This window comes from Acinetobacter sp. TW_SC_4 (assembly GCF_054861205.1).
In genome coordinates, this window is the sequence record NZ_CM142174.1 from 1,116,766 (window position 1) to 1,138,916 (window position 22,151).

Here is a 22,151-nt window from a genome sequence, read left to right on the forward strand (position 1 = left end):
GGTGGCTTTTACGTATATAAGTTTAATCAAAATTATTCATTCATATTGAACACTTCAGTGATCCCGCAATCACGCACAAACTGTTCATCGTGTGAAACTAAAATCATAGCGCCTTTATAAGACCGAATTGCACTTGCCAACGAAGCTTTAGACTCAATATCCAGATGATTTTCTGGCTCATCCAATAATAAAAGTTCGGGTTGAGGAGAGACTTGGCTGAGACCTAGTAACGCCACTTTCAGCTTTTCACCACCACTTAACTGAGGCAAAGGATAAGTACCTTTATCACCACGAATTCTAAGTTGGCCCAATAAATTACACCATTTCACTTCCGGAATATCAGGATTCATCTGCCTTAAATTTTCAATTGCACTTAGTGCTTCATTGAGAAAACTAAAATTTTGATCCAGATAAAAACAGTTTCGTGCCAAAAAGATTTGATCGAGAGGTTGCTGCTTTTGTAGGGCGGTCAGTTTCAGCAAAGTGGATTTACCACTTCCGTTTCGGCCTACAATATGGATTTTTTCACCTGCACTTAAAGCAAGATTCACAGGCTATGGAGTACCAAAAAGAAGCTTTAAGTGTTTAACCCGCAGAATTTCACCAGACTGTAGTTTAAGGTCTGGAAATTGAAATAGCTGAGGTTTTATCTTTTTAAGTCGCTGCTTTTGAACTTTTAATTCAGATTGTTCATTCGAAATTTGCCGTTGGTGCTGTGCCTGAACTTTCCCTACACTTTGACCAGCCTGTTCTTTTTAAAGTCTAAAAGCACTTTGGCTTGGGAATTCGAATCACGTAATTTGTTTCCGGCATGTTCCTGCTTTTATACTTTCATTAAAACGTCATGCTGCTTGTGCTTCATCTGTTTAATATCACGCTGACTCTGTTGAATTGACTGTTCGAGTGAAGCGACATTTTTCTGATACTGTTCAAAAAACTCCGCATAGTTTCCAGTAGAGTGCTGTAATCCATACTCATTTAAATAATAAATATGATCAACCTGATCTAGTAAAGTCCGGTCATGACTAATGATCAACGCACCAGCAGGATGTAATTTTAAATGCTCTATTAACCATGTTCGTGCTTCACAATCCAGATGGTTAGTCGGTTCATCCAGCAATAAATAATATTCAGGCTTTAAGAACAAGCTACATAAAGCAAGTTTGGTCTTTTGGCCCTCACTCAAATATTGCACAGGAAAGTCCAGATCGGTGGGTAATTGTGCTGAGCTCAACAGTTGCTGCCATTCATGCGGCAAGTGCCAACTATCCTCAAGTAGCTCATAATCCTCGAAACTGACTGTACCATGTTCAACATTTTTAAAAGCACGATGTAATTGACTTACTTCGAGTGCTTCAGCAATTGTGGCTGCCTTTAACCGATGCAATTGTGGTAGATAGGCATTATGCATTTGCCAGGAAACTTTACCTGAGCAATGTGGAGTAGAATACTGAGTCTGATGCAAAAGCTGCATGAGCAAAGACTTACCTTGTCCATTACGGCCTATTAAAGCGCTGACCTGAGCTTTAGGAAGGGTAAAATTTAAATTCTGAAATATGACTTTGGACGGGAATTCTAAAGTCAGATTGGATATTACACATGCCTGTTGAGTCATAAATAACCTCATAAATACAGGATGCACAAAATAAACAAGAGATTTTTTCTAGAAAAGATCAAGCCAGACGATCTATTTTGCACATCAATCTAAAAATAATCGTTGATGAGAAAAATAGACTTACTTCATTGGCGTGACTCATTTATAAGAGAAGGGGAGTTCGGACCTTATTTTAATATAAATAAGCTTGCTTAAAAATAGATCAAATTAGGATTGTTTATCCACTGTATTGATGCTGATTTAAGTGAATTTCAGGATTTTAAGAATATGAGATGATTGACTTGAAGTGGAACGAGTAAGTTTCATTTATACTATGCGGCTAAAGTCTTCTCTATTTTGCTTTTAAAGGATTTTTTTATGTCTGAACTCAAGCTCTACATTGCTTTATTGGGCGGAAAGCATGAAAAAGCCAATGTAGAAGTACATGACGTAATTCCGGTCATTAGTTCAGATATTAAGACAGCTTTCCCATATTTGAAGCAGCAATGGTTTGGTTTACAAAAAGGCCTGCATGTCGATGGTTGGATGACGATCAATGGTGTCAACTATCAGGATCTGAATTATCAGGTTCAGGTGACGGACATACCTGTAAAACAGGATTTAAAACTATTCCTGATCAATCTGGGTGCTTATGTGCCAGATCAGTTTGGTGAAATCCATAAATATCTGGTAGTTGCTGCAAAAAATAAGACTGAGGCTAAAGCACAAGGCAAGCTGGCCATTGAAAAAACTTGGTTTAAACCTCATACCGATGCCGTGATTGATGTGGATGATTGCTTAGAACTGAACAAGATTGACCAGAAATTTGTGCATCTAGTAGAGGGAGACTTTGAAGCCAATAGTTTTAAGAACGATTATGTGGTTATTCCTTAATTAAGATAAGGCTACATAAAGTAGCCTTAGTTTGTCGATTTATTTGTAATAACCTGAGACTTTCACATAATTCTGTGCTGAATAAGGCAAGAAAGCTATTTCCTTTTCAGTCAGTGGACGCACTTTTTTGACTGGACTGCCTACATACAAGTATCCACTTTCTAATACCTTATTCGGTGGTACCAGTGAACCTGCTCCAATCATCACATCGTCTTCAACAACTACATCATCCAGAATAATTGTACCGATACCCACTAAAACACGATTACCAATGGTACAGCCATGTAATTTTACATGATGACCAATTGTCACATCTTCACCAATAATCAGTGGTGAACCTTCAGGTTTATCCGCCTTTTTATGACTCACATGCAACATGGAATGATCCTGTACATTCGAATTCTTGCCAATACGAATATGATTCACATCACCACGAATTACAGCAAAAGGCCATACAGATACATTTTCGCCTAAAACAACATCACCTACGACCACCGCCATCGGATCGATATAACAGGAGTCAGCGACTTGCGGGCGAGTATCCAGATAAGGGCGAATGTTTTGGCTCATGTCAGTATAATCCTGAAAGTTTATAAGTATTATAAAATAAAAAAGCACACATTCGATGAATGTGTGCTTTCGCTTTAGTAAGATCTAATATTGATAATAAATATTAGAACAGGTTACTAAAAAATTGTTTGATATGATCCAGCAAACGAGCAAAGAAGCCAGCTTCTTCAACTGCTTTTAGTGCAACAAGTGGTTTCTCAGCAATCACTTTGCCGTTTAAAGTCGCCACATATTTACCTACGACTTGACCTGGTTGTAAAGGTGCAGTCAGTTTAGGCTGAACGACCAATTGAGTTTTAATGGCATTGGCCTGACCTTTAGGCATAGTCACGTTAAAGTTTTCTGCAAGACCGATCTGAACTTCATTTTCCTTACCAAACCAGACTTTAGACTTGGCTAGAACCTGTTTAGCTGGCTGAACATTTTTGGTTTCAAAGTTTGCATAACCCCAAGCCAGAAGTTCACGTGTTTGTGATGCACGTTCATTCATGGTTGGTGCACCGAAAATCACTGAAATCAGACGAGTCGGACCACGTTTTGAAGAAGTCGTTAAGCAGTAACCGGCTTCATCGGTGTGACCAGTTTTCAGACCATCTACACTTGGATCAGTATAGAGCAGGGCATTACGGTTACCTTGCTTAATCCCGTTAAAAGTAAATTCTTTTTCAGAGTAAATTGGATAGTATTTTGAACTGTCTTTAATGATGTGCTGAGCCAAAGTTGCCATATCTTTCGCTGTCGAATAATGGCCTTCAGCTGGCATACCAGTCGAGTTGATGAAGCTGGTATTAGTCATGCCGATCCGTTTCGCTTCCTGGTTCATCATATGTGCAAAGGTACCCTCGTTCCCTGCAATATGTTCAGCCATCGCTTTAGACGCATCATTACCAGACTGGATAATAATCCCACGCAACATTTCTAGTGCAGTCGCCGTACCGTTTAAAGGTACATACATACATGATTCTGCACTGCTACCACGGCACCATGCAGATTCATTCATGCGAACCTGTTCATCTTCAGTCAGCTCACCACTTAATAACTTCTGCTCGATGATGTAACTGGTCATCATCTTGGTCATTGAAGCAGGGGCTAATTTTTCATTTTCATTTTTTGATGCGAGAATTTGCCCTGTCTCGTAGTCCATTAGCACATAAGATTTATTATTCAATTCTGGTGGTGCAGATAAGACAGTTGCTGCAAAGCTAAAACTAGGAATTAATAATAATGCAGCAAGGGCAGTTTTTTGGGTCATTTCTAGTGGGTTCCAATATCTTGATGTAAGCACGAAGAGCCTAGCATTTTAGGACAAAGCTAGGCTGACTTCTATGGGAAACCCGGGGTTATTTCAAAAGTATTGTAAGCAATCACTCAAAAAGTGGATTATTTACTGTAGCTCACCAACTCATTGCAAATGGCCTGATTCTTTTTCTTGCCAGCCTTTTTGGCATCGCTCTGTGCTTCAGCCAGAATGTTACGGAAATCTGACTGTTTTACCATCTGGTTCAGGCGTTCTACCGGATTTTTTTGACCCGGCAAATATTCAGTTACGAGCTGGTTATAACCCTGATTGAATTTTGCTTTGTCTTTGACCATGCTTGGGCAAATTTCAGAAAGGACATAAATTGCAGCTAATTCTTGCTTGGTGATTTCCTGACTCGGGGTGACTTCAATATTTTCATTTGCTGCATAAACCGAGCTGCCCCAAAGTGTCATACCAGCAACAACAGATAAACTTAAACTTTTAACTAATGTATGTTTCATCAAAAAACTCAAAAATTACATGTAGAACAATAATTTGTTAGCTTAAAGATATTTTTAAAATTGAAAAGAGGGGAAATGTAGTGAAGCTGTAGAATTATGAAGAAATGTGTAAGAGAAAAAAAGACGATGCTGGCATCGTCTCATTTTAGTGAGAAAAACCTTATTCCTGATAGGCTAAAACATCTTCACACGCTGTTTTTTGTTCGTCTTTTGCAGTCTGTTTTGCACCTTGACGTGCTTCTTCAAGCACAGTCTTGTATTCACTGTCTGCCTGAAGTTTTTGATAGGTCATCGACTTGTCAGAGTATTCTTTTAGATAAGATTGAATCAGCTGCTGAATCGTTGTATCGAATTTTGCATTCTGACCAATAATGCCTGGGCATACTTCAATCATTACCTGTGCAGACGCAACATCTTCTTTCACGATCATGTCATTTTCTTCAGCTGTCAAATCATTGGCAATAACTGCAGGAGAAACAAAAGTTGCCAAACTTAAAGCCAAAGTACCCCAAAGAGAGAATTTTTTCATCATCTTAAGCCATATGTATTAATGGATATCGTGCTACAAATATATATAATTCCTGAACTAATACAATGAAATGTCCTAGCGAGTCATTTTTTAGCTCAACGAGATTTTGCAGTGAATATATTAATTTCAAATGATGATGGTGTTTTTGCACCGGGTATACAGGCATTGGCGCAGGCCTTGAGACCTTTAGGACGCGTTGTGGTGGTAGCTCCGGAAAGTGAACGTAGCGGATTTTCCAGTGCACTCACTTTAGACCGACCATTAAGACCAATCCAGATTTCTCCCGATGTATGGGCAGTGAATGGTACGCCAGCAGATTGTGTTTATCTGGCCATGAATGGTTTATTTGATGTTGAATTCGATCTGGTGGTCAGCGGCATTAACAGTGGTGCCAATCTGGGAGATGATGTGCTGTACTCAGGGACGGTGGGTGCCGCATTTGAAGGTCGTCTGGCCAAACAACCTGCATTGGCAGTTTCTCTATGTGGGCAAAATGTTCGATCTTATACCTTGCCAGAAGATTATCGCATTGCAGCGCAATGGGTACATGATTTTATTGCGGCAGGTTTGCCGACTTTGCCTGAGCGTCATATTTTTAATGTGAATATTCCTGATGTGGCTAAGCTGAAAGGAACTAAAGTGACCTTTCAGGGTCGCCGTAGCCAGTCCAAGCCGATTACCAGTCATGTAGATCCACGTGGTCGTCAGGTTTACTGGATTGGGCTATCGGGTGAAGCAGTCGCAATGCCAAAACATAAAGGAACTGAAATCGAGTCAGACTTTTTCGCAATTGCCAATGGCTATGTAAGCGTGACGCCAATTCAGATGGATGCCACAAACTATGACACACTTCACACTTTGCAAGCCCAGATTCTAAATAAAATCTAATGAATGTTATAAGTTTGTGAAAAATGAAAGCTTACAAGTATATTGTAGTAAAACTTTGCTAATCTTACTGGGTTTTTGCAACCGTATAGATGTTAGAGAGGAAGATAATGTCCTTGGTGTCACCGAAATACTTCATTCATGCTTCACCATCCAGCTTCATCAAAACTCTGGTTTTGTCCACTGTGGTTGTTTCCACAATGATTATTACTGGTTGTGCCACTAAACCTCAGGTCAATAATATGACCCGCTATGCCGCAGCGCCTGACTTCTATACGGTACGCTCTGGGGATACTTTGAGTGGCATTGCTGCACGTTATGGTCTGAGCTATATCAGTGTGGCAGAGATGAATGATATTGCTCCGCCGTATCGTATTTATGTGGGTCAGTCGATTCGCCTGAAAAATAACACTACCGCTCGCCGTACTACCGCGACTCAACCTGTTACCCAAGTTTCACCGATTCAGCGTCAAACGATTGCGATTCCAGCGCCAACCACTCCCGCTCCAACAACTGTTAAGACTACGCCAAAACCTGCCACCACTACTTCTGCACCGATTACCCCAGTATCGACAGCAGCAGGATTACGTTGGGTCAAGCCATCAAATGGTCCGGTATTACAAAACTATGATCTGGCTGCAAATATCAAAGGTACCCGTTATGGCGGTAATGTCGGAGATCCGGTCTTTGCTGCAGCAGATGGGCAGGTGGTATATGCAGCAGATGGCCTGAAGGAATATGGTAATCTGGTACTAGTTAAACATATTAATGGCTATATCACCGCTTATGCGCATAACAGTAAATTAAGCGTGAAAAGTGGCCAAAATGTAACGGCTGGTCAAAAAATTGCCGAGATGGGGGCGACTGGTACAACCCGCACTATGCTTGAGTTTCAGGTTCGCTTAGACGGAAAACCGATTAATCCAACAACAGTTTTACCAAATAATTAAATAAATAATGCAAAACGTAAATTTCACCGTATAATACAATGAGTTGCTTTTATCAAAAGATGAAGCATCTCATAAGTTTAGAGGGGAATTTATGTTAGATCAACTTCGAGCAATGGGTGTCTTTGCTTGTGTTGTGGAAAAGAACTCGTTTAGCGGTGCTGCACGTGAGTTAGGGATTACAACCAGCGCCGTGAGTCAACAAATTCGCTCTTTGGAACAGGATATGGAAGTTGTACTTCTAAATCGTTCTACGAGAAAATTAAGTCTGACCGAAGCGGGACAAGCTTTTTTTCACAGCTGCCAGGAAATGTTGTCTGCTGCTGAGCGTGGAAAGGTTCGCATTAACGAGTTACGTGACGATCTTGTTGGTGAACTTCGTATTGTATCCTTACCGGAAGTGTGCGCGAACCATGTGATTCCTGCACTTTCTCACTGGATGTCCGCACACCGTGGCCTGACAGTCCACCTGGAAACAAACAATCATGAGGTTGATTTGTTGGAAGGGCGCATTGATATTGCCCTGCGATTTGACCAGAACGATGATGACCACAACCTTCAGGTTGTGCCATTAATGCAGATTGAACAGATTCTTGTTGCTGCGCCAAGCTATATTAACCAGACCGCAATTATCTCGCGTCCTGAAGACCTGAAACACCATGATGTTTTGCCTTTAACGCATATTAAAAATCATCAGAATTTCAGTTTTCAGCATGTGCATAGCACAGAAAAGGTTGAATTTGAACTAAGCTCACGCTTTAGTACCAATAACAGCTTGGTTGCAAAAGCCATGTGCCTGCAAGGCAACGGGGTTGCCAAGATTTTATATCTTGATGTTAAAAAAGATTTATTAAATGGTTCACTGATTGAAGTCTTGCCTGAATGGAAACTTCCGCCAGTCACCCTTTATGCAGTTATACCTAATCGAGAACAGCAACCGACTAAAGTCCTGCGCTGTCTGGATGCATTGAAACAATATTTTAGCCAGATCTCTGGTGGACGTTTGTTGCAAGTCGCATCATAAATTCCCTATAAACAAAAAAGCCGCTTTAAAGCGGCTTTTTTGTTTTTCAAGATAGACTTAAGCAAGGTAGGCCTTGATCATTTTCACTAAACGCTCGATCAGTTGATCGGCCTGTTCCTGTGTAATATTCAGGGTAGGCAACAGACGAACGACATTACCTGCAGTCACGTTGATAATGGTTTTGTATTCATCGCGTGCAATATCCACCAGCTCACCACAATCTTTAGGCAACTCAATCCCAATCATCAGACCGAATCCGCGTATAGTCACTTGATGATCTGCAAGCTGGTTACGTAACTGCTCAACAATATATGCACCTTTTTCAGCGGCATTGGCTACGATATTTTCTTTTTGCATAATATCGATGATGGTATAAACCACGCGTGAACCCAATGCAGTACCGCTATAAGTCGAACCGTGATTCCCCGCAGTTAAAACACCGACACCACGACCTTGAGTCATCACGGCACCAATTGGGAAGCCATTGCCCAGACCTTTAGCAGTCGTCAATACGTCGGGCACAATATTGGTGTGCTGATAAGCAAAATATTTACCGGTACGGCCATTACCTGTTTGTACTTCATCCAGCATCATCAAACAGTTGTGCTGATTACAGATCTGACGGATTTCTTCCAGGTAACTAAAGCCTTGCGGTGCTGTATTGACACCACCTTCACCCTGGATCGGTTCAACCAGAATAGCCACGATATCCGGATGGTTAATTGCAGCTTCTTCAATGGCTTCAATATCACCAAAAGGTACACGAATAAAGCCTTCAACCAATGGACCAAAGCCTTGTTGAACTTTTTTGTTACCGGTTGCAGACAGGGTTGCCAGCGTACGGCCATGAAAAGATTTGTCAGCTACAATAATTTTTGGTGACGCAATACCTTGCATATGACCGAATTTACGCGCAATTTTGATCGCACCTTCATTCGATTCTGCACCACTGTTGGAGAAGAAAACTTCTTCCATGCCAGCGACTTCAGCCAGTTTCTGTGCTGCAGCAGTTTGCCAAGGCACTTCAAACAGGTTACTGGTATGAATCAGGGTTGCAGCCTGTTCCGCAATTGCTTCAGCAATCACTGGATGAGCATGACCCAAACCGCAAACGGCGATCCCAGTTAAGGCATCTAAATACTCTGTACCATCTTCGGTATAAAGATATGCACCTCGTCCTCGGACAAAGCTGATCGGTTGACGACCAAAGACTGGCATCAAATGTGAAGGTTGATCAGTTTGTACCGGAGCGAGGGTAATATTGTTCATGACTAACTCTTTACTGTTAGGTGGAAAGAAAAACTTATATAAGCAAAAACTTGGTCAGATTTAAAGGGTAATTGTAAATAAAAATGGATTTATTACTTTAGACGTACTGTTTTTCTCTGTTTTGGGTATAATGCGAGACAGATTAGTTGAGGATTTATCAATGACTGAACAAGCACGCGATACCGAAGCGTTAATTCGTGACCAAATTGCCAAGCACGCAGTACTTCTTTATATGAAAGGCACACCACAATTTCCACAATGTGGTTTTTCTGCACGTGCGGTAGAAGCACTCAGTCAAATTGGTCGTCCATTTGCTTATGTTAATATTCTGGAAAACCCAGATATTCGTGCAACTCTGCCACAAATTGCGAACTGGCCGACATTCCCACAACTTTGGATCAATGGTGAATTGATCGGTGGTAGTGACATCATCCTAGAAATGTTCCAAAAAGGTGAGTTACAGCCTTTAGTAGAACAATACAGTCCAGCACCTGAAGCTTAATCCTTGGATTAAACTGATAGATGTGAAAAAGCGCTTCCGAAAGAAGCGCTTTTTTTATGGGTGAATAGTGAGAAAGGGGGGCAGAATTAATCTTCTGCCTAATCCTCAGATTTTTCCAGTTCTTTTGATTCAGCAACCAAGGCCTCAGCTAAGGTATCTGGATCGGTCAGAACTTCCTTTATAGGCGCCTTATCTTTTTTCTTTTTCTTCTTTTTTTTCTTTTTCTTAGGTTCTTCGTCAAACTCGGCACCATCTTCAATGGCTTGCCAGTATTCGAGTTGTTCCATCACAGCAGCAAAGATCGAGTTTTTGCTATAACGGCCTTTCTTGTCCATAGTCCCGACCGGACGTGCCATCAGAATTTCCAAAGCCTGCGCGATATTATCAATGGCATGAATATGGAACTGACCTTCTTCGACTGCAGCAATAACATCTTTACGTAACATCAGATGCTGCATGTTTTGTCGTGGAATAATCACACCCTGCTTACCTGTCAGGCCTTGCAGCTTACAGGCATCGAAGAAACCTTCAATTTTTGCATTAACTCCACCAATCGGTTGCACCTGACCAAGCTGGTTCATGGAACCGGTAATCGCCCAGGACTGGTCAATCGGTAACTGACTAATCGCAGAAATAAGCGCTGAAAGTTCAGCGACTGTCGCGCTGTCACCATCCACCTGACCATAACTCTGTTCGAAAGCCAAAGCGGCAGAGAAGTGCAGGGTCTGTTCGCGGCCAAAATGTGCTTTTAGAAAAGAGGCCATCAATAACACGCCTTTGGCATGTAAAGAACCGCCAAGTTCTACGCTACGTTCGATATCCAGAATATCACCGCCACCCTGATATACAGAAGCAGTTAAGCGTGAAGGTAGACCAAATTCAACATCTGCATAATGAATCACAGACAGCGCATTGATTTGGCCTAGACGATGACCGCGAGTTTCAATCAGTTGAGTGCCACGGGTCAGATCTTGCCAGAATAGCTCACGTAAATAGCCTAAGCGATATTTACGATGATCCAGTGCGGTATTGATATGCTTTTCTGACACCATCTTATCACCCGCTTCGAATGCATGATGATGCGCTTCACGAATCAGGTCGCCCAGCGTTAATGCATGTAGTGACAGGGAACTCTGATCTTCAGCCTGACGGCTTGAGTCGGTCAGCAGGGCAGATAATGCAGAACGGTCAAATGGTAATAATTTATCTGATTGCACATAGTCAGCAATGAGCTGCATATAGGCTTGCTCATTTTCATCATTACGTTGCAAGGTATCGGTAAAATCAGCACGGATTTTAAAGATACTGCCTAGTTCTGGTTCAAGTTCCAGAATTTCATAATAAATTTCTGGCTCTGCCAGCAGCACCACTTTGATATTCAGCGAAATAGAAGCTGGTTCAATGGAAATGCTACCGGTAAGAGTCAGCATATGCTCTAAAGATGAAAGCTTGAGATGCCCAGATTTCAAGGCACGTTTCAAACCTTGCCATGCATAAGGTTGTTCCAGTAACTGTTCAGCTTCAAGTATCAGGAAACCGCCATTGGCATTATGCAAGGAGCCGGGACGGATCAGCGTGAAATCTGTAGTAATCGTACCATTTTGGGTCAGCTGTTCTACATGACCCAATAGATTGTAATGCGTCGGGAAATCTTCAAAAATAACGGGTGCACCGCTATTTGGCTTATGGGTGACGATCACATTGGCCTGGAAGCGCGCTGGTACGCGGCTGAACTGGGCAGGGGTAAAATCGTCTTCTTCCTGTTCCAGTACAATTTCAACATTATTAATAATGTCTTCAGCATATTGCTTCAGATATTGTTCTAGACCTTCGACATGCTTGAATTTAGTCAGCATCTGCTCAACGCGTGGCATCACTACCTGTTTGGCAATATCACGATTCAGCACTTGAACACGGTCACGCGCATCATCTTCCAAATCGCCCAAATGAAGGCCCAGGCGTTCCAGTTTCTTGTCCATGTAACGCATGTTTGACGCGATTTCAGCACGATCTTTATTGCTTAAAGCATTCAAATCTTCCTGAGACATTTCCTGTACTTTGTCATCTTTCAGATGAATCGGTACAAAACAATGTTCATCACTGCGAGAAATCAATTTCAGATCGAGTTCTTCACCTTCACGGGTCAATTCGATCAGTGCGAGTTGCTGTTCATCACCCGTTTCCTGACGAATCATTTCAATCCGGTTGTGATAGCTTTCTGTAGTAAAACGGCGCTCCAGCTGTTTTAGAATAGATTGCCAGCTTTGATGCAGCATCGTCTGAAACTTGGGTCCCTGACCGGCTGGAAATTCCAGTGCGATAGGCTGACGAGGATTCTGAAAATTATTGACATAGACCCAGTCATTAGGCGTTTGCATGGTTTTGGCATGCTGTTGCAACAAACGCTTTACCATAGTGCGTTTGCCGAGTCCTGCTGTACCCACCGCAAAGATGTTATAGCCTGAATATGGCAGGGCAATACCGGCTTCAACCGAAGCACGGGCACGGTCCTGGCCTAGAAAATTATTTAAAGGCTTGATTCGCTTGGTCGATGCCGGGATTTTATCCGGATCGGCAATACGCGTCAGTTGTGCCGGTTTCAGGCATGTCTTTTCAAGGGTTGGTGTAATTTCGCTTTGTTCAAAGGCTGAGATAAGTAGGTCGGAGCTGATGTTTTGTTGAGATATAGTTGTATTACTTGAAATTGAAGAATGAATTTGATCGAGTCTCTGAGTCACTGTTGAAAGTCCAAAACGAAATATGACGTGGATAAGGTTTAAGGTATACAGATTTACTTGAAAAATTCAAGCCAACATGTCAGTTTTGCCACAAAATAAAAAATCGGGTATGCGAGAAATATATAAATTTTGTTGAAAGATACGTTATTAAAGGATTGAATAGCAGCAATTGGTTTTCGTGGAAAATAACAAAGCAATGACAACACAAACGACGGGTTGGAAATCCGCATTTACAGCATTTCTGGATCGACGTGCCCTGATCATGCTGTTTCTCGGATTTTCAGCCGGTGTCCCGATTCTTTTGATCTTTTCCAGTTTGTCTTTATGGCTCGGTGAAGCCGGAATCAGTAAAAGTGCGGTGACTTTTTTTAGCTGGGCTGCACTAGGCTATTCATTTAAGTTTGTCTGGGCGCCATTGATTGATGAATTACCTGTCCCATTTCTGACCAAAGCTTTGGGTCGCCGGCGCGCCTGGCTATTGATTGCTCAGATCCTGATTGTAACTGCGATTTCAATTATGGCTTTTTCAGATCCAGCATTGGGGCAGGCACATTTACAGCAGATGGCATTAGGTGCAGTCCTGCTGGGATTCTCGGCTGCAACGCAGGATATTGTCATTGATGCCTATCGTATTGAGCTGGCCGAAACTCAGATGCAGACCGTACTGGCATCGACCTATAATGCGGGTTACCGGATCGGGATGATTGTGGCTGGCGCTGGAGCTCTGTTTCTGGCGGCATATTTAGGCACGGCCAAAGGCAATTATATCTATGATGCCTGGAAATGGACTTATCTGGCGATGGCAGTGGTTATGCTGGTTGGGATTATTACTACACTGGTCATTCGTGAGCCTCAGGTGGATCGGATACGTAAAGATTACCAGCGCAGTGATTATTTCCGTCTGGTTGGCGTGTTTTTTGTGGCTGTTATAAGCTTTGTGCTGAGTTATGTCTATTCCGGTGACTTGGTATCGAGTATCACTGAACAGTGGGCGATTCAGGATACTTTTGCCTTATTCTGTTTTGAGGCTTTACGCTTTATCGGTTCAGGTGCTGTTGCTTTCGGTGTGGGTACGATTCTGGTCAAAGTGGGTGCTGTGAATAAGCAGATGGCATTCGAAACCTGGGTCAATCCCGTAGCAGATTTCTTTGATCGCTATGGCTTAAAGCTGGCTTTGGTGTTGTTATTGTTGATCGGTTTCTATCGGGTCTCCGATATTATTGCCGGTGTGATTTCCAATGTGTTTTATCAGGATCTAAATTTTAGCAAGGAGCAGATTGCTGAAGCTGTGAAAGTGTATGGGGTAATTTTCTCCTTGCTTGGCGGTTTTTTAGGTGGCTTGCTGGCCCAGAAAATGAACATCATGAAACTGATGTTTGTAGGCGCGATTCTGGCCTGTTCAACCAATCTGATTTTTATTGGCTTAGTGAAGTCTGGTGAAAAGCTGGGGCAGGTCGAAGTTCAGGTAGGTCAGCAAACCTTTCGGGCAGATACAGATGAAGTCGGTTACTGGAAACTGAATGTACCCAATACTGCTTTTAAAGAGGCCGAACAGATTCAGGTTCGTGCACATTATCTGAATCATCCGGCAGATGCAGTACAAGTCAACCTGCCTTATCTGCAACAGAATGATTCGAAAGCAGCACAATTACAGCTTCTGCCTGTTACCACAGATAACCTGATCAGTGCCAATGAACAGGAAAATAGCATCGTGGTTCGCGGTCAGTATCTAGGGCCGGATTTAACTGCAGAGCAAAAAATTGTATTGGAGCTGAATGGCGATAAATTCGAAGCCAAGCTGGATGAAGGACGTGTCTTTAGTGCTGCTATTCCTGCCGAAAAACTGATTGCTGCACCTGTGAAGCAAATCAATGCAAGCTTAATGCAGCAAGAGCATCCGATAGTTGCCCAGCAGCATTCATATGCTGTGGACTTGTCGCAGACCCAAGCCAATCCGATGGATATCGATGTTCAGCCAATTATAATTGGAACTGGTGAGAATGTCGAAATTCAGGGTAAAGTGATTAAACCTTATAGTTCATGGTGGCTGTATTTTGCAATTATTGTCGATAATCTGGCTGCAGGTCTCGCAGGTGCAGCCTTTATTGCTTTCCTGTCCAGTCTGACCAGTGTGTCCTTTACCGCTGTTCAGTATGCTATTTTTAGCTCACTCATGACTTTAACCCCTAAGATTTTAGGTGGATATTCAGGTACTATAGTGACCAATATCGGTTATCCGAATTTCTTCCTGATGACCACTTTAATCGGGATTCCAATCCTGATTCTGGTGGTTTGGGTGGCAAAATTACTCGGTGAACACCAACAACAATCTGTAAATAAGGATGATTAATATGCGCATGCTGCATACCATGTTACGTGTAGGCAATCTGGAACAATCACTCAAGTTCTATACTGAGGTTCTTGGTATGACTTTACTTCGTAAGCGAGATTATGAAGAAGGTCGTTTTACCTTGGCTTTTGTAGGTTATGGCGATGAAGAAAATCACACTGTGCTTGAACTGACCCATAACTGGGATACAGAAAGCTATGACCTGGGCAATGGCTACGGTCATATTGCGATTGCGGTAGATGATGCTTATAAAGCCTGTGAAGAAATCAAGGCACGTGGTGGCAATGTTGTTCGTGAAGCTGGCCCAATGAAAGGCGGTGTCACTGTGATTGCATTTGTGGAAGATCCAGACGGTTATAAAATCGAATTGATCCAGCAAGACAATAACGCACGTAATAACTAAGTGTTATAGAGCGAGATATGTGAAATGTATTCATGTATGGATGAAAATATTCCATCAATCTGAATGCATAATATGGACCCGGCATCTGTTAAGATAGCCGGGTATTTTTTATCGAATAATAAAATTTTGAGGGAAGGAAATCAGATGCTTAAACTGCTGGCATTGGACCGCTTCACGATCTTGCTCTTTGTTATGGTGTTACTGGCCAGTGTATTGCCAGTGTCAGGGCAGGCAGCTGAACTCTTTAGCTGGATCACGACAGCAGCCATTGCCATCCTGTTTTTCCTGCATGGTGCCAAGCTTTCGCGTGAAGCTGTAATTGAAGGCTTGATGCACTGGAAATTACACACTTTGGTCTTTGCCTTGACCTTTGCACTCTTTCCAATTTTAGGCTTGCTGGCAAAGCCAATCCTATTGCCAATGCTGGGGCAAGAATTATATTGGGGATTCCTGTTTATGTGCTTCTTGCCATCAACCGTACAGTCTTCCATCGCCTTTACCTCAGTGGCTCAAGGGAATATTGCCGGTGCAATCTGTAGTGCTTCATTTTCCAATATTATCGGGATGTTCATTACACCGATGCTGGTCGCATTCTTTATCCTTGGGAAATCTCAGCATGGCTTTGATCCGACAGCATCGATTCTACAGATTACGCTGCTGTTATTAGTGCCTTTTATTTTAGGTCAGTTACTACGTCCATGGATTTTCCCAAAAATGCAGAAGATGCCCAAGATCGTTAAAGTATTCGATCAGGGCTCAATTCTGATGGTGGTTTATGGGGCATTTAGCAGTGCGGTGGTGGCTGGGCTTTGGCGTGAAGTCAGCTTAAGTACTTTGCTCTTGCTGCTGCTGGCATGTTCGGTTTTATTGACCATTGTGATGCTGTTGTCGCTATTTATTCCACGCTGGTTGGGCTTTAATCGTGCTGACCAGAAAACGGTGTTCTTCTGTGGTTCCAAAAAAACGCTTGCCAGTGGTGTACCGATGGCACAGATTCTGTTTATTGGTCAGCCACTTGGCATAATTGTTTTACCAATTATGATTTTCCATCAAATCCAGCTCATGGCCTGTGGTGTGATTGCGAATCTCTGGGCCAAACAGGCCGTACATACAGAAGAATAATTCGCTTATTGGATTTGTTTGCCGTATAATACCGCCCAACTTGTTGTGCTTAGCTCTGACGGTATCCGTCTCGGTGGGCCAAAAGAATGGTCTGTTGTGGTGTTGATCTGCCTGAATCCTGATTCTGGCCCTTCCTCAATATTTGAGAGTGATCAATTGCGATGACAGCAAAACCTTCTTTCATCTTAATGGAGTAATCGACGATGCGCGCCGATATTCACCCAAAATACGAAAAACTAGTTGCTACTTGTTCATGTGGTAACGTAATCGAAACTCGTTCAGCTGTTGGTAAAGAAACTCTTTACCTAGACGTATGCTCAGCTTGCCACCCATTCTACACTGGTAAGCAAAAGAACGTTGACACTGGCGGCCGTATCGACAAGTTCAAACAACGTTTTGCTGGTATGTCACGTTCTGTTAAACGTTAATACCCAAAATAAAAAAACGGGCTTTATGCCCGTTTTTTTTGTGCCTGCAATTTAGAAAATCATTTCACGTTTCTAGATTGAAAGGCGAGTACAAGACCTTAGTGGTCTTGTACATCAATCAGATGATCCAGTTTTTTCTGGAAATAATCACCCTGAATAAAGCGTGCATCGACGTTCCAGGCATTCGCAAATAAGGTCATGTCATTCAGTTCACGGATCATGATATTCACTGGTTTGATTTCATTGTACGTGGTGATTTTTTCCTGTAACTGTTCAATTTCAGCATCATTGTTCAGCATCTTGGTCAGTTTGCTATCCAGGCTCAGACCATTGATATCAAACTCACGTAGTAGGGTTTCACTATACATTGAGTGACCAAAGTTACGAATCGCAATTCGCGCGCCATGTTCACGTAAAGTACGTAGATATTTCTGCGCATCCTGCTGGTTCATCAGGATATCTTCTTCTGAGAACTGTAAAGTTAAAGGATGTTCGACTTTACTGCGAATAATGGTAATTAGTTTGGAAATAAACTCAGGAAAAGTACGGTCTTTAAATAGTACCGCACGGTTCAGGTTCACGATTAAACGGGCATCCGGATACTGGGTAATGAAGTTGTGCAATTGCTTGCTTGATTCAACCAGAATCCAGCGATCGAGTTTAATAGATAATTCATCATCTTCATTGAGTTCTATCAAGGAAGAAATGTCCTGCCATTTATTTTCAAAGATAAAGCCACTAGTCACCTCATACATATAGAGGTTGGTATCTTCTTTATCATACAGCTGTTGATATTTCAGATGAATTTCACCACGTTCCAGACATTCACGCAGTGCTTTTAATACTGGCGATGTAGTCAGTGGTACAGCACTGACTGCTGGACTGACCGGTATGGACTCAGGCGCTGGAATAACGGGTTCTGAAACCGTGAAGTCAATGCTTGGCATTGAAATCGATTCCTGAGTCGTTGCAGGAATATCCAGAACAAACTCAGAAGTTTTTTGTGCTTGTGGTAAAGGAGTAGAGAAAGCCCGACCGATTAATTCATTACAATGGCTTTCATCACGCAGTTCACCGTCAAGCAGGGTATAACCGATGCGCAGATTGAGCGGATAAGTTTGCTGATTCACTGTAATGAGCTGTGGTTTGGTCAATGAACCTAGTCCAACCAGTTTGGATTCCAGAATGTCTTGCGCATCTGCCTGAATGATCCCCACCAGAACATCATGTTCCAGTTTGAAGAGCGGAATACGAACCTGCTCTTTCAGGAATTTCTTAATTTCATGGAAGTAACCTATGTAGGTCGCCCAGTCACCATTCAGGACTTGCGGTTCATACGCAGCAAAGGAGAAAGTGATCAATGCATTGGCTTTGGCCGGTTCACGATTGAGTTCACGCTTAAGTGACTGTAAGGTATTTGGCTTGTTTGCAACTTTTTCAGAAGAGGCACTTGCCTGAGTAGTCGCTGTATCAATCGTAATTTGTAGTGCATCTTCTTCAGCACTAGATGCCAGAAATTCCAGTTTTAATGGATTGGCAGCAGCCACATTTGGATTCGACGAAGTAATATCAAAACGGCCTAAATCAAACTGGCCCTGAGAAATCTTTTTAAAGCGGGTTTTAAAATCATTCAAATCTTGCGGCTGTAACAGGTCTAAAAGCGGCAGACCGATAATATCATCCTCGCTTTTAAGGCCAAACAGTTTGAGATAATCGGCATTAGCCTGAATATGGATGCCTTCCTGAATGGTTGCGACCGCACGGTTACTGTCTTCTACCAATGATTGTGCCTGGCTTTGTGCAGTTTCCAGTTCTTCAATTAAATGGCGCTGTGCTTGCATCGTACGGCTAAAGGAAAGGGCACGTACCAGATTAAGGAAGAAGCGGCCTGGGTAATCCAGATTCAGAATGTCAAAAATACCTTTACGGATATACTGGGCATATTGTTCAGCCTGATAATCTTCTGGTTTTAACAAAAGAATAGGAAGGTCAGGTTGCTGCGAAAGTTGAACCAGACTTAAGGCCTGTTCATATTTCAGATCATACGCACGACCAAAAATAATCAGGTCCCAGTTAAAGTTTAACTGTTTTTCAAAAGATTGCAGATCATCAAGCAGAACGGCATCGACCTGATATTCATTGCTGGTTAAGAGATCACGGATTTGGTTATATCTAATTTGATTATCATCAATGATCAGTAAACGTGTTTCAGTACGTTTTAACTTTTTAGACAATAATGGATTTCTCACTTCAATGCTTCCCATAAATCGTGATTTCTAGTTTCATTCAATTGCTTATGTATAAAGTTTTCGATGATATCTTCTTCTTGATCATTTAATAATTCATAGTCAAAACGGATAAAACTTTGTGTAATGAGCTGCGCCTTGGTCAGGTAGATTCTGAGTTCTTTTTGGCCAAGTCGTAAATGAATGGTCTGTTTTTCCCTAAACATTTGTGAGCCAGAGACAATAATACTGGTTGAGACCTGATCAAGCTGGGTCATCTGTACCAGAATGGCTGGCTGATAATTGACACTGTGTTTGTCGGTACGGGCATAGACTGCGCAAGGGAACAGTTCCTGTGCGAGAATTTCCAGACCAATTTCCAGACTTTTATCAGCAGACTGTTTGATCCAGCGAATGACACCACCACGCCACTGGCTTTGAGATTTTTCCTGAACCAGAATAAATTCGCCAGTTTTCAGATTGGCAGGTGTGATACCTGACCATTTAATCCGGTAACCATTAACACTGATATCGAGAACTTCAGCGGTATGAATCTGTTTGGCTTCGCGATCGAGCGCCTTGATACTGCTGAATCCGCTTGGAACGGTATTATGCATTGAGCTGATAAAACTGCTTTCGCTCTGGAAACCATAATTACCTTCCAGTTCCAGCGTTTCATTAAAGTTTTTACCCTTAGACAGATAAAAATGCGCCACCGTTAAGCCAAAGCAGATATTGATCTGTGCAGAATATTCATAACGCTCATGACGGCGTTCGACATTATTCGAAAGCAGGTTATAGATATGAAAATGCAGGGCAGGCGTCAGGAACAGCTTTTCATTACGTGACAGATATTGGGCATTTTTGCTTTGAGTGCCGGTCAGGTGTTCCATCAGGTTTTGTGTCGAAATATAGAAGCTCGGCTGGAAATGCTGACCCTGATGAGAATTTAATAAAGGTGGATGATCTTTGCTGGCATCAACCACATAACGTGATAGCGTGGTTTCTTTCGGTAGAATCTGAACCAGTTTCGCCCAGTCTGCACTACATAAATATAAGCCCTGAATTTCAGCAGGACGAATCTGATGAGTATTAAAAATATCTAGTAAGATCAGTCGTGCATAGGCTTGGGCAATATTCTGGATTTCGTGCTGGGTGCCAAGAACCTGATTAATGTTGGTCTGATAGAAATTATTGTCCATCGCACATTCCAGCAACTGATGTGCTGCCAACCACTGGCCAGCGCCAGGTGTGCTATACAGCATATGCTGTTGATAGAGCAGCAGGCTTAACTGTTGCAGACCATAGTAAATGGAAACCATCCGGGCACTTTGCAGACTTTTCTTTTTGCCCAAGGAAAATAGTGAAAACTTTTGATGATTCAGCTGATGATTACAGCGTTTGGCAATATCTATATAGATCTTGGCAAAATAGCTGCGTAACAGCATGGCCAGCTCAATAATCTGGTCATTGCGATCCGTCGTGATCAAACCCTGATTGACGAAATGTTTCTCAAGACTGGCCAAAACATTTTCAAGGGTAGGGTGCAATACCTGAATCAGGTCAAAACGCAAGGTTTCCGCACATTTCAGTTCGGAAATTTCCAGTAAAGCACTGAACAGAGATTTGGATGAATTCCCCAATTGCAGGATTGAAATTCCTGCGACCCATTCCTGCAATGCTTTGGCATTTGTGGGACAAAAACTTAGCTGTTCTATGGTGAGTTCAGCCGTTGTCTGAAAAATGTCTGCAGTATGCTTACTCATCTTTATTATTTAACTCAAAAATGTTGAAACCCCAAAAAGCGGTGTCTTATTCTTCTCACCCGCTATTTCTCGAACTAGTTTAGGAACCAGATACCCCGGTAGGTTCGCTAAAACTTCTGTATAAATCTCATTGATGTGCTCAGCAGGTAAATCAAAATGATGCGCACCTTTTACTTTATCAAGTACATGTAAATAATAGGGCATCACTCCAGCATCAAACAAGCGATAGCTTAAATCAATCAAAACTTGAGCAGAATCATTAACCCCTTTTAATAAAACTGCCTGATTGAGTACCGTGATCTGATGCTGAACCAGCTGATTAAGCTGCTTACAGGTCAGGTCATCCAGCTCTGATGCATGGTTCGAGTGTACCACTAGAATAATACGTAGCCTACTGTTTTTTAACATGCTTAGTAGCTCTTCGTCGATCCGGTTTGGGATCACAATAGGAACTCGTGAATGTATTCTTAAAAATTTGAGATGTGGTACCGATTCTAGTCGTTCAATCCAGGTTTTTAATTTTCGGTTAGATAAGGTCAGTGGATCACCGCCACTCAGAATTACTTCATTAATATCTGGCTGGCTTTCCAGATATTGTTTGATATTAATCCAGTCCTCATTTTTAGGCAGGTTTTCCTGATAGGGGAAATGGCGTCGGAAACAGTAACGACAGTGAACTGCACAGGCACCGGTTAAGGTCAGTAAAAAACGTGACTTATATTTATGTAGAACACCAGGCTGCTGATTGGCTTGTTCTTCACCTAGGGGGTCGGTGACAAATCCCGGATGATCTTCCAGTTCCAGATGATGCGGTAACACTTGTAATAAAAGTGGATCTAAAGGATTGCCTAGCTGCATTCTGGAAGCAAAAGCTCGTGGTACACGTAATTTAAAGGCTTGAGAGGCCAGAAGAGCACCAGATAACAGCTGATCTGGGGAAAGCTGTAAAATCTGTAGTAGTTCCTGTGGATCGGTGATCAGGTCGCTCAGTTGCGATTGCCAATTTGCTTCTTGATATAAATACTGTGTCATGCCGGAAGATCAAAAAAAGATGAAGACGATAGCCAGAAGTGAGCAGTTTAGCAGTTTGTCTAGAGATGGGAATGTGAAAGCTGGCTAAAATTTCTCTAAACACGATCAGTTT

The 22,151-nt window shown here is 42.2% G+C and carries 18 protein-coding genes and 1 pseudogene; 9 read left to right on the forward strand and 10 right to left on the reverse strand.

All coding sequences use genetic code 11. The features are described 5' to 3' along the window. Positions 1-32 precede the first annotated feature (32 nt). Positions 33-1,615: pseudogene (locus ACWM1W_RS05280) on the reverse strand (ATP-binding cassette domain-containing protein). 357 nt (positions 1,616-1,972) lie between these two features. On the opposite strand from ACWM1W_RS05280, the gene ACWM1W_RS05285 reads away from it, so the two are divergent. Next, positions 1,973-2,488: a DUF1543 domain-containing protein gene (locus ACWM1W_RS05285; protein ID WP_005234992.1), complete on the forward strand. Its 516-nt coding sequence runs from the start codon at positions 1,973-1,975 to the stop codon at positions 2,486-2,488. Positions 2,489-2,527: 39 nt separating this feature from the next. Here ACWM1W_RS05285 and ACWM1W_RS05290 read toward each other — a convergent pair whose 3' ends face one another. The 4 genes from ACWM1W_RS05290 to ACWM1W_RS05305 all read right to left on the reverse strand — a co-directional run bounded on the left by ACWM1W_RS05290 (position 2,528) and on the right by ACWM1W_RS05305 (position 5,351). After that, positions 2,528-3,058, reverse strand: a complete 531-nt coding sequence (locus tag ACWM1W_RS05290; protein ID WP_214001404.1) for a gamma carbonic anhydrase family protein — start codon at positions 3,056-3,058, stop codon at positions 2,528-2,530. A 103-nt stretch (positions 3,059-3,161) separates the two neighbouring features. Further along, positions 3,162-4,310 carry a D-alanyl-D-alanine carboxypeptidase PBP5/6 gene (gene dacC / locus ACWM1W_RS05295; RefSeq protein ID WP_214001403.1) on the reverse strand — a complete coding sequence of 383 codons (1,149 nt, stop codon included), beginning with the start codon at positions 4,308-4,310 and terminating at the stop codon, positions 3,162-3,164. Between the two features lie 128 nt (positions 4,311-4,438). Further along, the gene (locus ACWM1W_RS05300) at positions 4,439-4,819 is read right to left on the reverse strand and encodes an MCR_0457 family protein (RefSeq protein WP_214001402.1); all 381 of its coding nucleotides are present in this window, start codon (positions 4,817-4,819) and stop codon (positions 4,439-4,441) included. A gap of 160 nt (positions 4,820-4,979) precedes the next feature. Continuing rightward, the gene (locus ACWM1W_RS05305; RefSeq protein WP_004782632.1) at positions 4,980-5,351 is read right to left on the reverse strand and encodes an MCR_0457 family protein; all 372 of its coding nucleotides are present in this window, start codon (positions 5,349-5,351) and stop codon (positions 4,980-4,982) included. Between the two features lie 108 nt (positions 5,352-5,459). On the opposite strand from ACWM1W_RS05305, the gene surE reads away from it, so the two are divergent. The 3 genes from surE to ACWM1W_RS05320 all read left to right on the forward strand — a co-directional run bounded on the left by surE (position 5,460) and on the right by ACWM1W_RS05320 (position 8,204). Next, positions 5,460-6,236 carry a 5'/3'-nucleotidase SurE gene (gene surE, locus ACWM1W_RS05310; protein WP_214001401.1) on the forward strand — a complete coding sequence of 259 codons (777 nt, stop codon included), beginning with the start codon at positions 5,460-5,462 and terminating at the stop codon, positions 6,234-6,236. A gap of 107 nt (positions 6,237-6,343) precedes the next feature. Further along, a complete protein-coding gene (locus ACWM1W_RS05315) occupies positions 6,344-7,183 on the forward strand; it encodes a peptidoglycan DD-metalloendopeptidase family protein (RefSeq protein WP_214001400.1) in 840 nt (279 codons plus the stop codon). A gap of 91 nt (positions 7,184-7,274) precedes the next feature. Then, positions 7,275-8,204, forward strand: coding sequence for a LysR family transcriptional regulator (locus ACWM1W_RS05320; RefSeq protein ID WP_214001399.1), 930 nt, complete (start codon positions 7,275-7,277; stop codon positions 8,202-8,204). A gap of 57 nt (positions 8,205-8,261) precedes the next feature. Here ACWM1W_RS05320 and ACWM1W_RS05325 read toward each other — a convergent pair whose 3' ends face one another. After that, positions 8,262-9,473, reverse strand: a complete 1,212-nt coding sequence (locus ACWM1W_RS05325) for an aspartate aminotransferase family protein (protein WP_214001398.1) — start codon at positions 9,471-9,473, stop codon at positions 8,262-8,264. A 160-nt stretch (positions 9,474-9,633) separates the two neighbouring features. On the opposite strand from ACWM1W_RS05325, the gene grxD reads away from it, so the two are divergent. Next, entirely contained in the window at positions 9,634-9,975 is a 342-nt protein-coding gene (gene grxD / locus ACWM1W_RS05330; protein WP_004782624.1) for a Grx4 family monothiol glutaredoxin, read from the forward strand. 98 nt (positions 9,976-10,073) lie between these two features. On the opposite strand, the gene ACWM1W_RS05335 is transcribed toward grxD, so the two are convergent. Continuing rightward, complete coding sequence (locus ACWM1W_RS05335; RefSeq protein WP_375725986.1) at positions 10,074-12,713, reverse strand: Lon protease family protein; 2,640 nt, start codon at positions 12,711-12,713, stop codon at positions 10,074-10,076. Positions 12,714-12,891: 178 nt separating this feature from the next. Between ACWM1W_RS05335 and ACWM1W_RS05340 the strand changes: the two genes are divergently transcribed. The 4 genes from ACWM1W_RS05340 (at position 12,892) to rpmE (ending at position 17,016) form a co-directional block, all read left to right on the forward strand. Beyond that, positions 12,892-15,063, forward strand: a complete 2,172-nt coding sequence (locus tag ACWM1W_RS05340) for an AmpG family muropeptide MFS transporter (protein WP_375725985.1) — start codon at positions 12,892-12,894, stop codon at positions 15,061-15,063. Between the two features lies 1 nt (position 15,064). Then, entirely contained in the window at positions 15,065-15,466 is a 402-nt protein-coding gene (gloA, locus tag ACWM1W_RS05345) for a lactoylglutathione lyase (RefSeq protein ID WP_004782618.1), read from the forward strand. Between the two features lie 144 nt (positions 15,467-15,610). Continuing rightward, positions 15,611-16,588 carry a bile acid:sodium symporter family protein gene (locus ACWM1W_RS05350; RefSeq protein WP_034170026.1) on the forward strand — a complete coding sequence of 326 codons (978 nt, stop codon included), beginning with the start codon at positions 15,611-15,613 and terminating at the stop codon, positions 16,586-16,588. 203 nt (positions 16,589-16,791) lie between these two features. After that, the gene (gene rpmE, locus ACWM1W_RS05355) at positions 16,792-17,016 is read left to right on the forward strand and encodes a 50S ribosomal protein L31 (protein WP_004782616.1); all 225 of its coding nucleotides are present in this window, start codon (positions 16,792-16,794) and stop codon (positions 17,014-17,016) included. Between the two features lie 98 nt (positions 17,017-17,114). On the opposite strand, the gene ACWM1W_RS05360 is transcribed toward rpmE, so the two are convergent. The 3 genes from ACWM1W_RS05360 to epmB are packed head-to-tail and all read right to left on the reverse strand — an operon-like array spanning position 17,115 to position 22,039. Beyond that, on the reverse strand, positions 17,115-19,280 hold the full coding sequence (locus tag ACWM1W_RS05360; protein ID WP_034170025.1) for an EAL domain-containing protein: 2,166 nt from the start codon (positions 19,278-19,280) through the stop codon (positions 17,115-17,117). Continuing rightward, on the reverse strand, positions 19,262-21,007 hold the full coding sequence (locus tag ACWM1W_RS05365; RefSeq protein ID WP_261634913.1) for a GTPase: 1,746 nt from the start codon (positions 21,005-21,007) through the stop codon (positions 19,262-19,264). Before ACWM1W_RS05365 ends, ACWM1W_RS05360 begins: the two co-directional genes overlap by 19 nt. Positions 21,008-21,016: 9 nt before the next feature. After that, positions 21,017-22,039: an EF-P beta-lysylation protein EpmB gene (epmB, locus tag ACWM1W_RS05370; RefSeq protein WP_261634912.1), complete on the reverse strand. Its 1,023-nt coding sequence runs from the start codon at positions 22,037-22,039 to the stop codon at positions 21,017-21,019. Positions 22,040-22,151 lie beyond the last annotated feature (112 nt).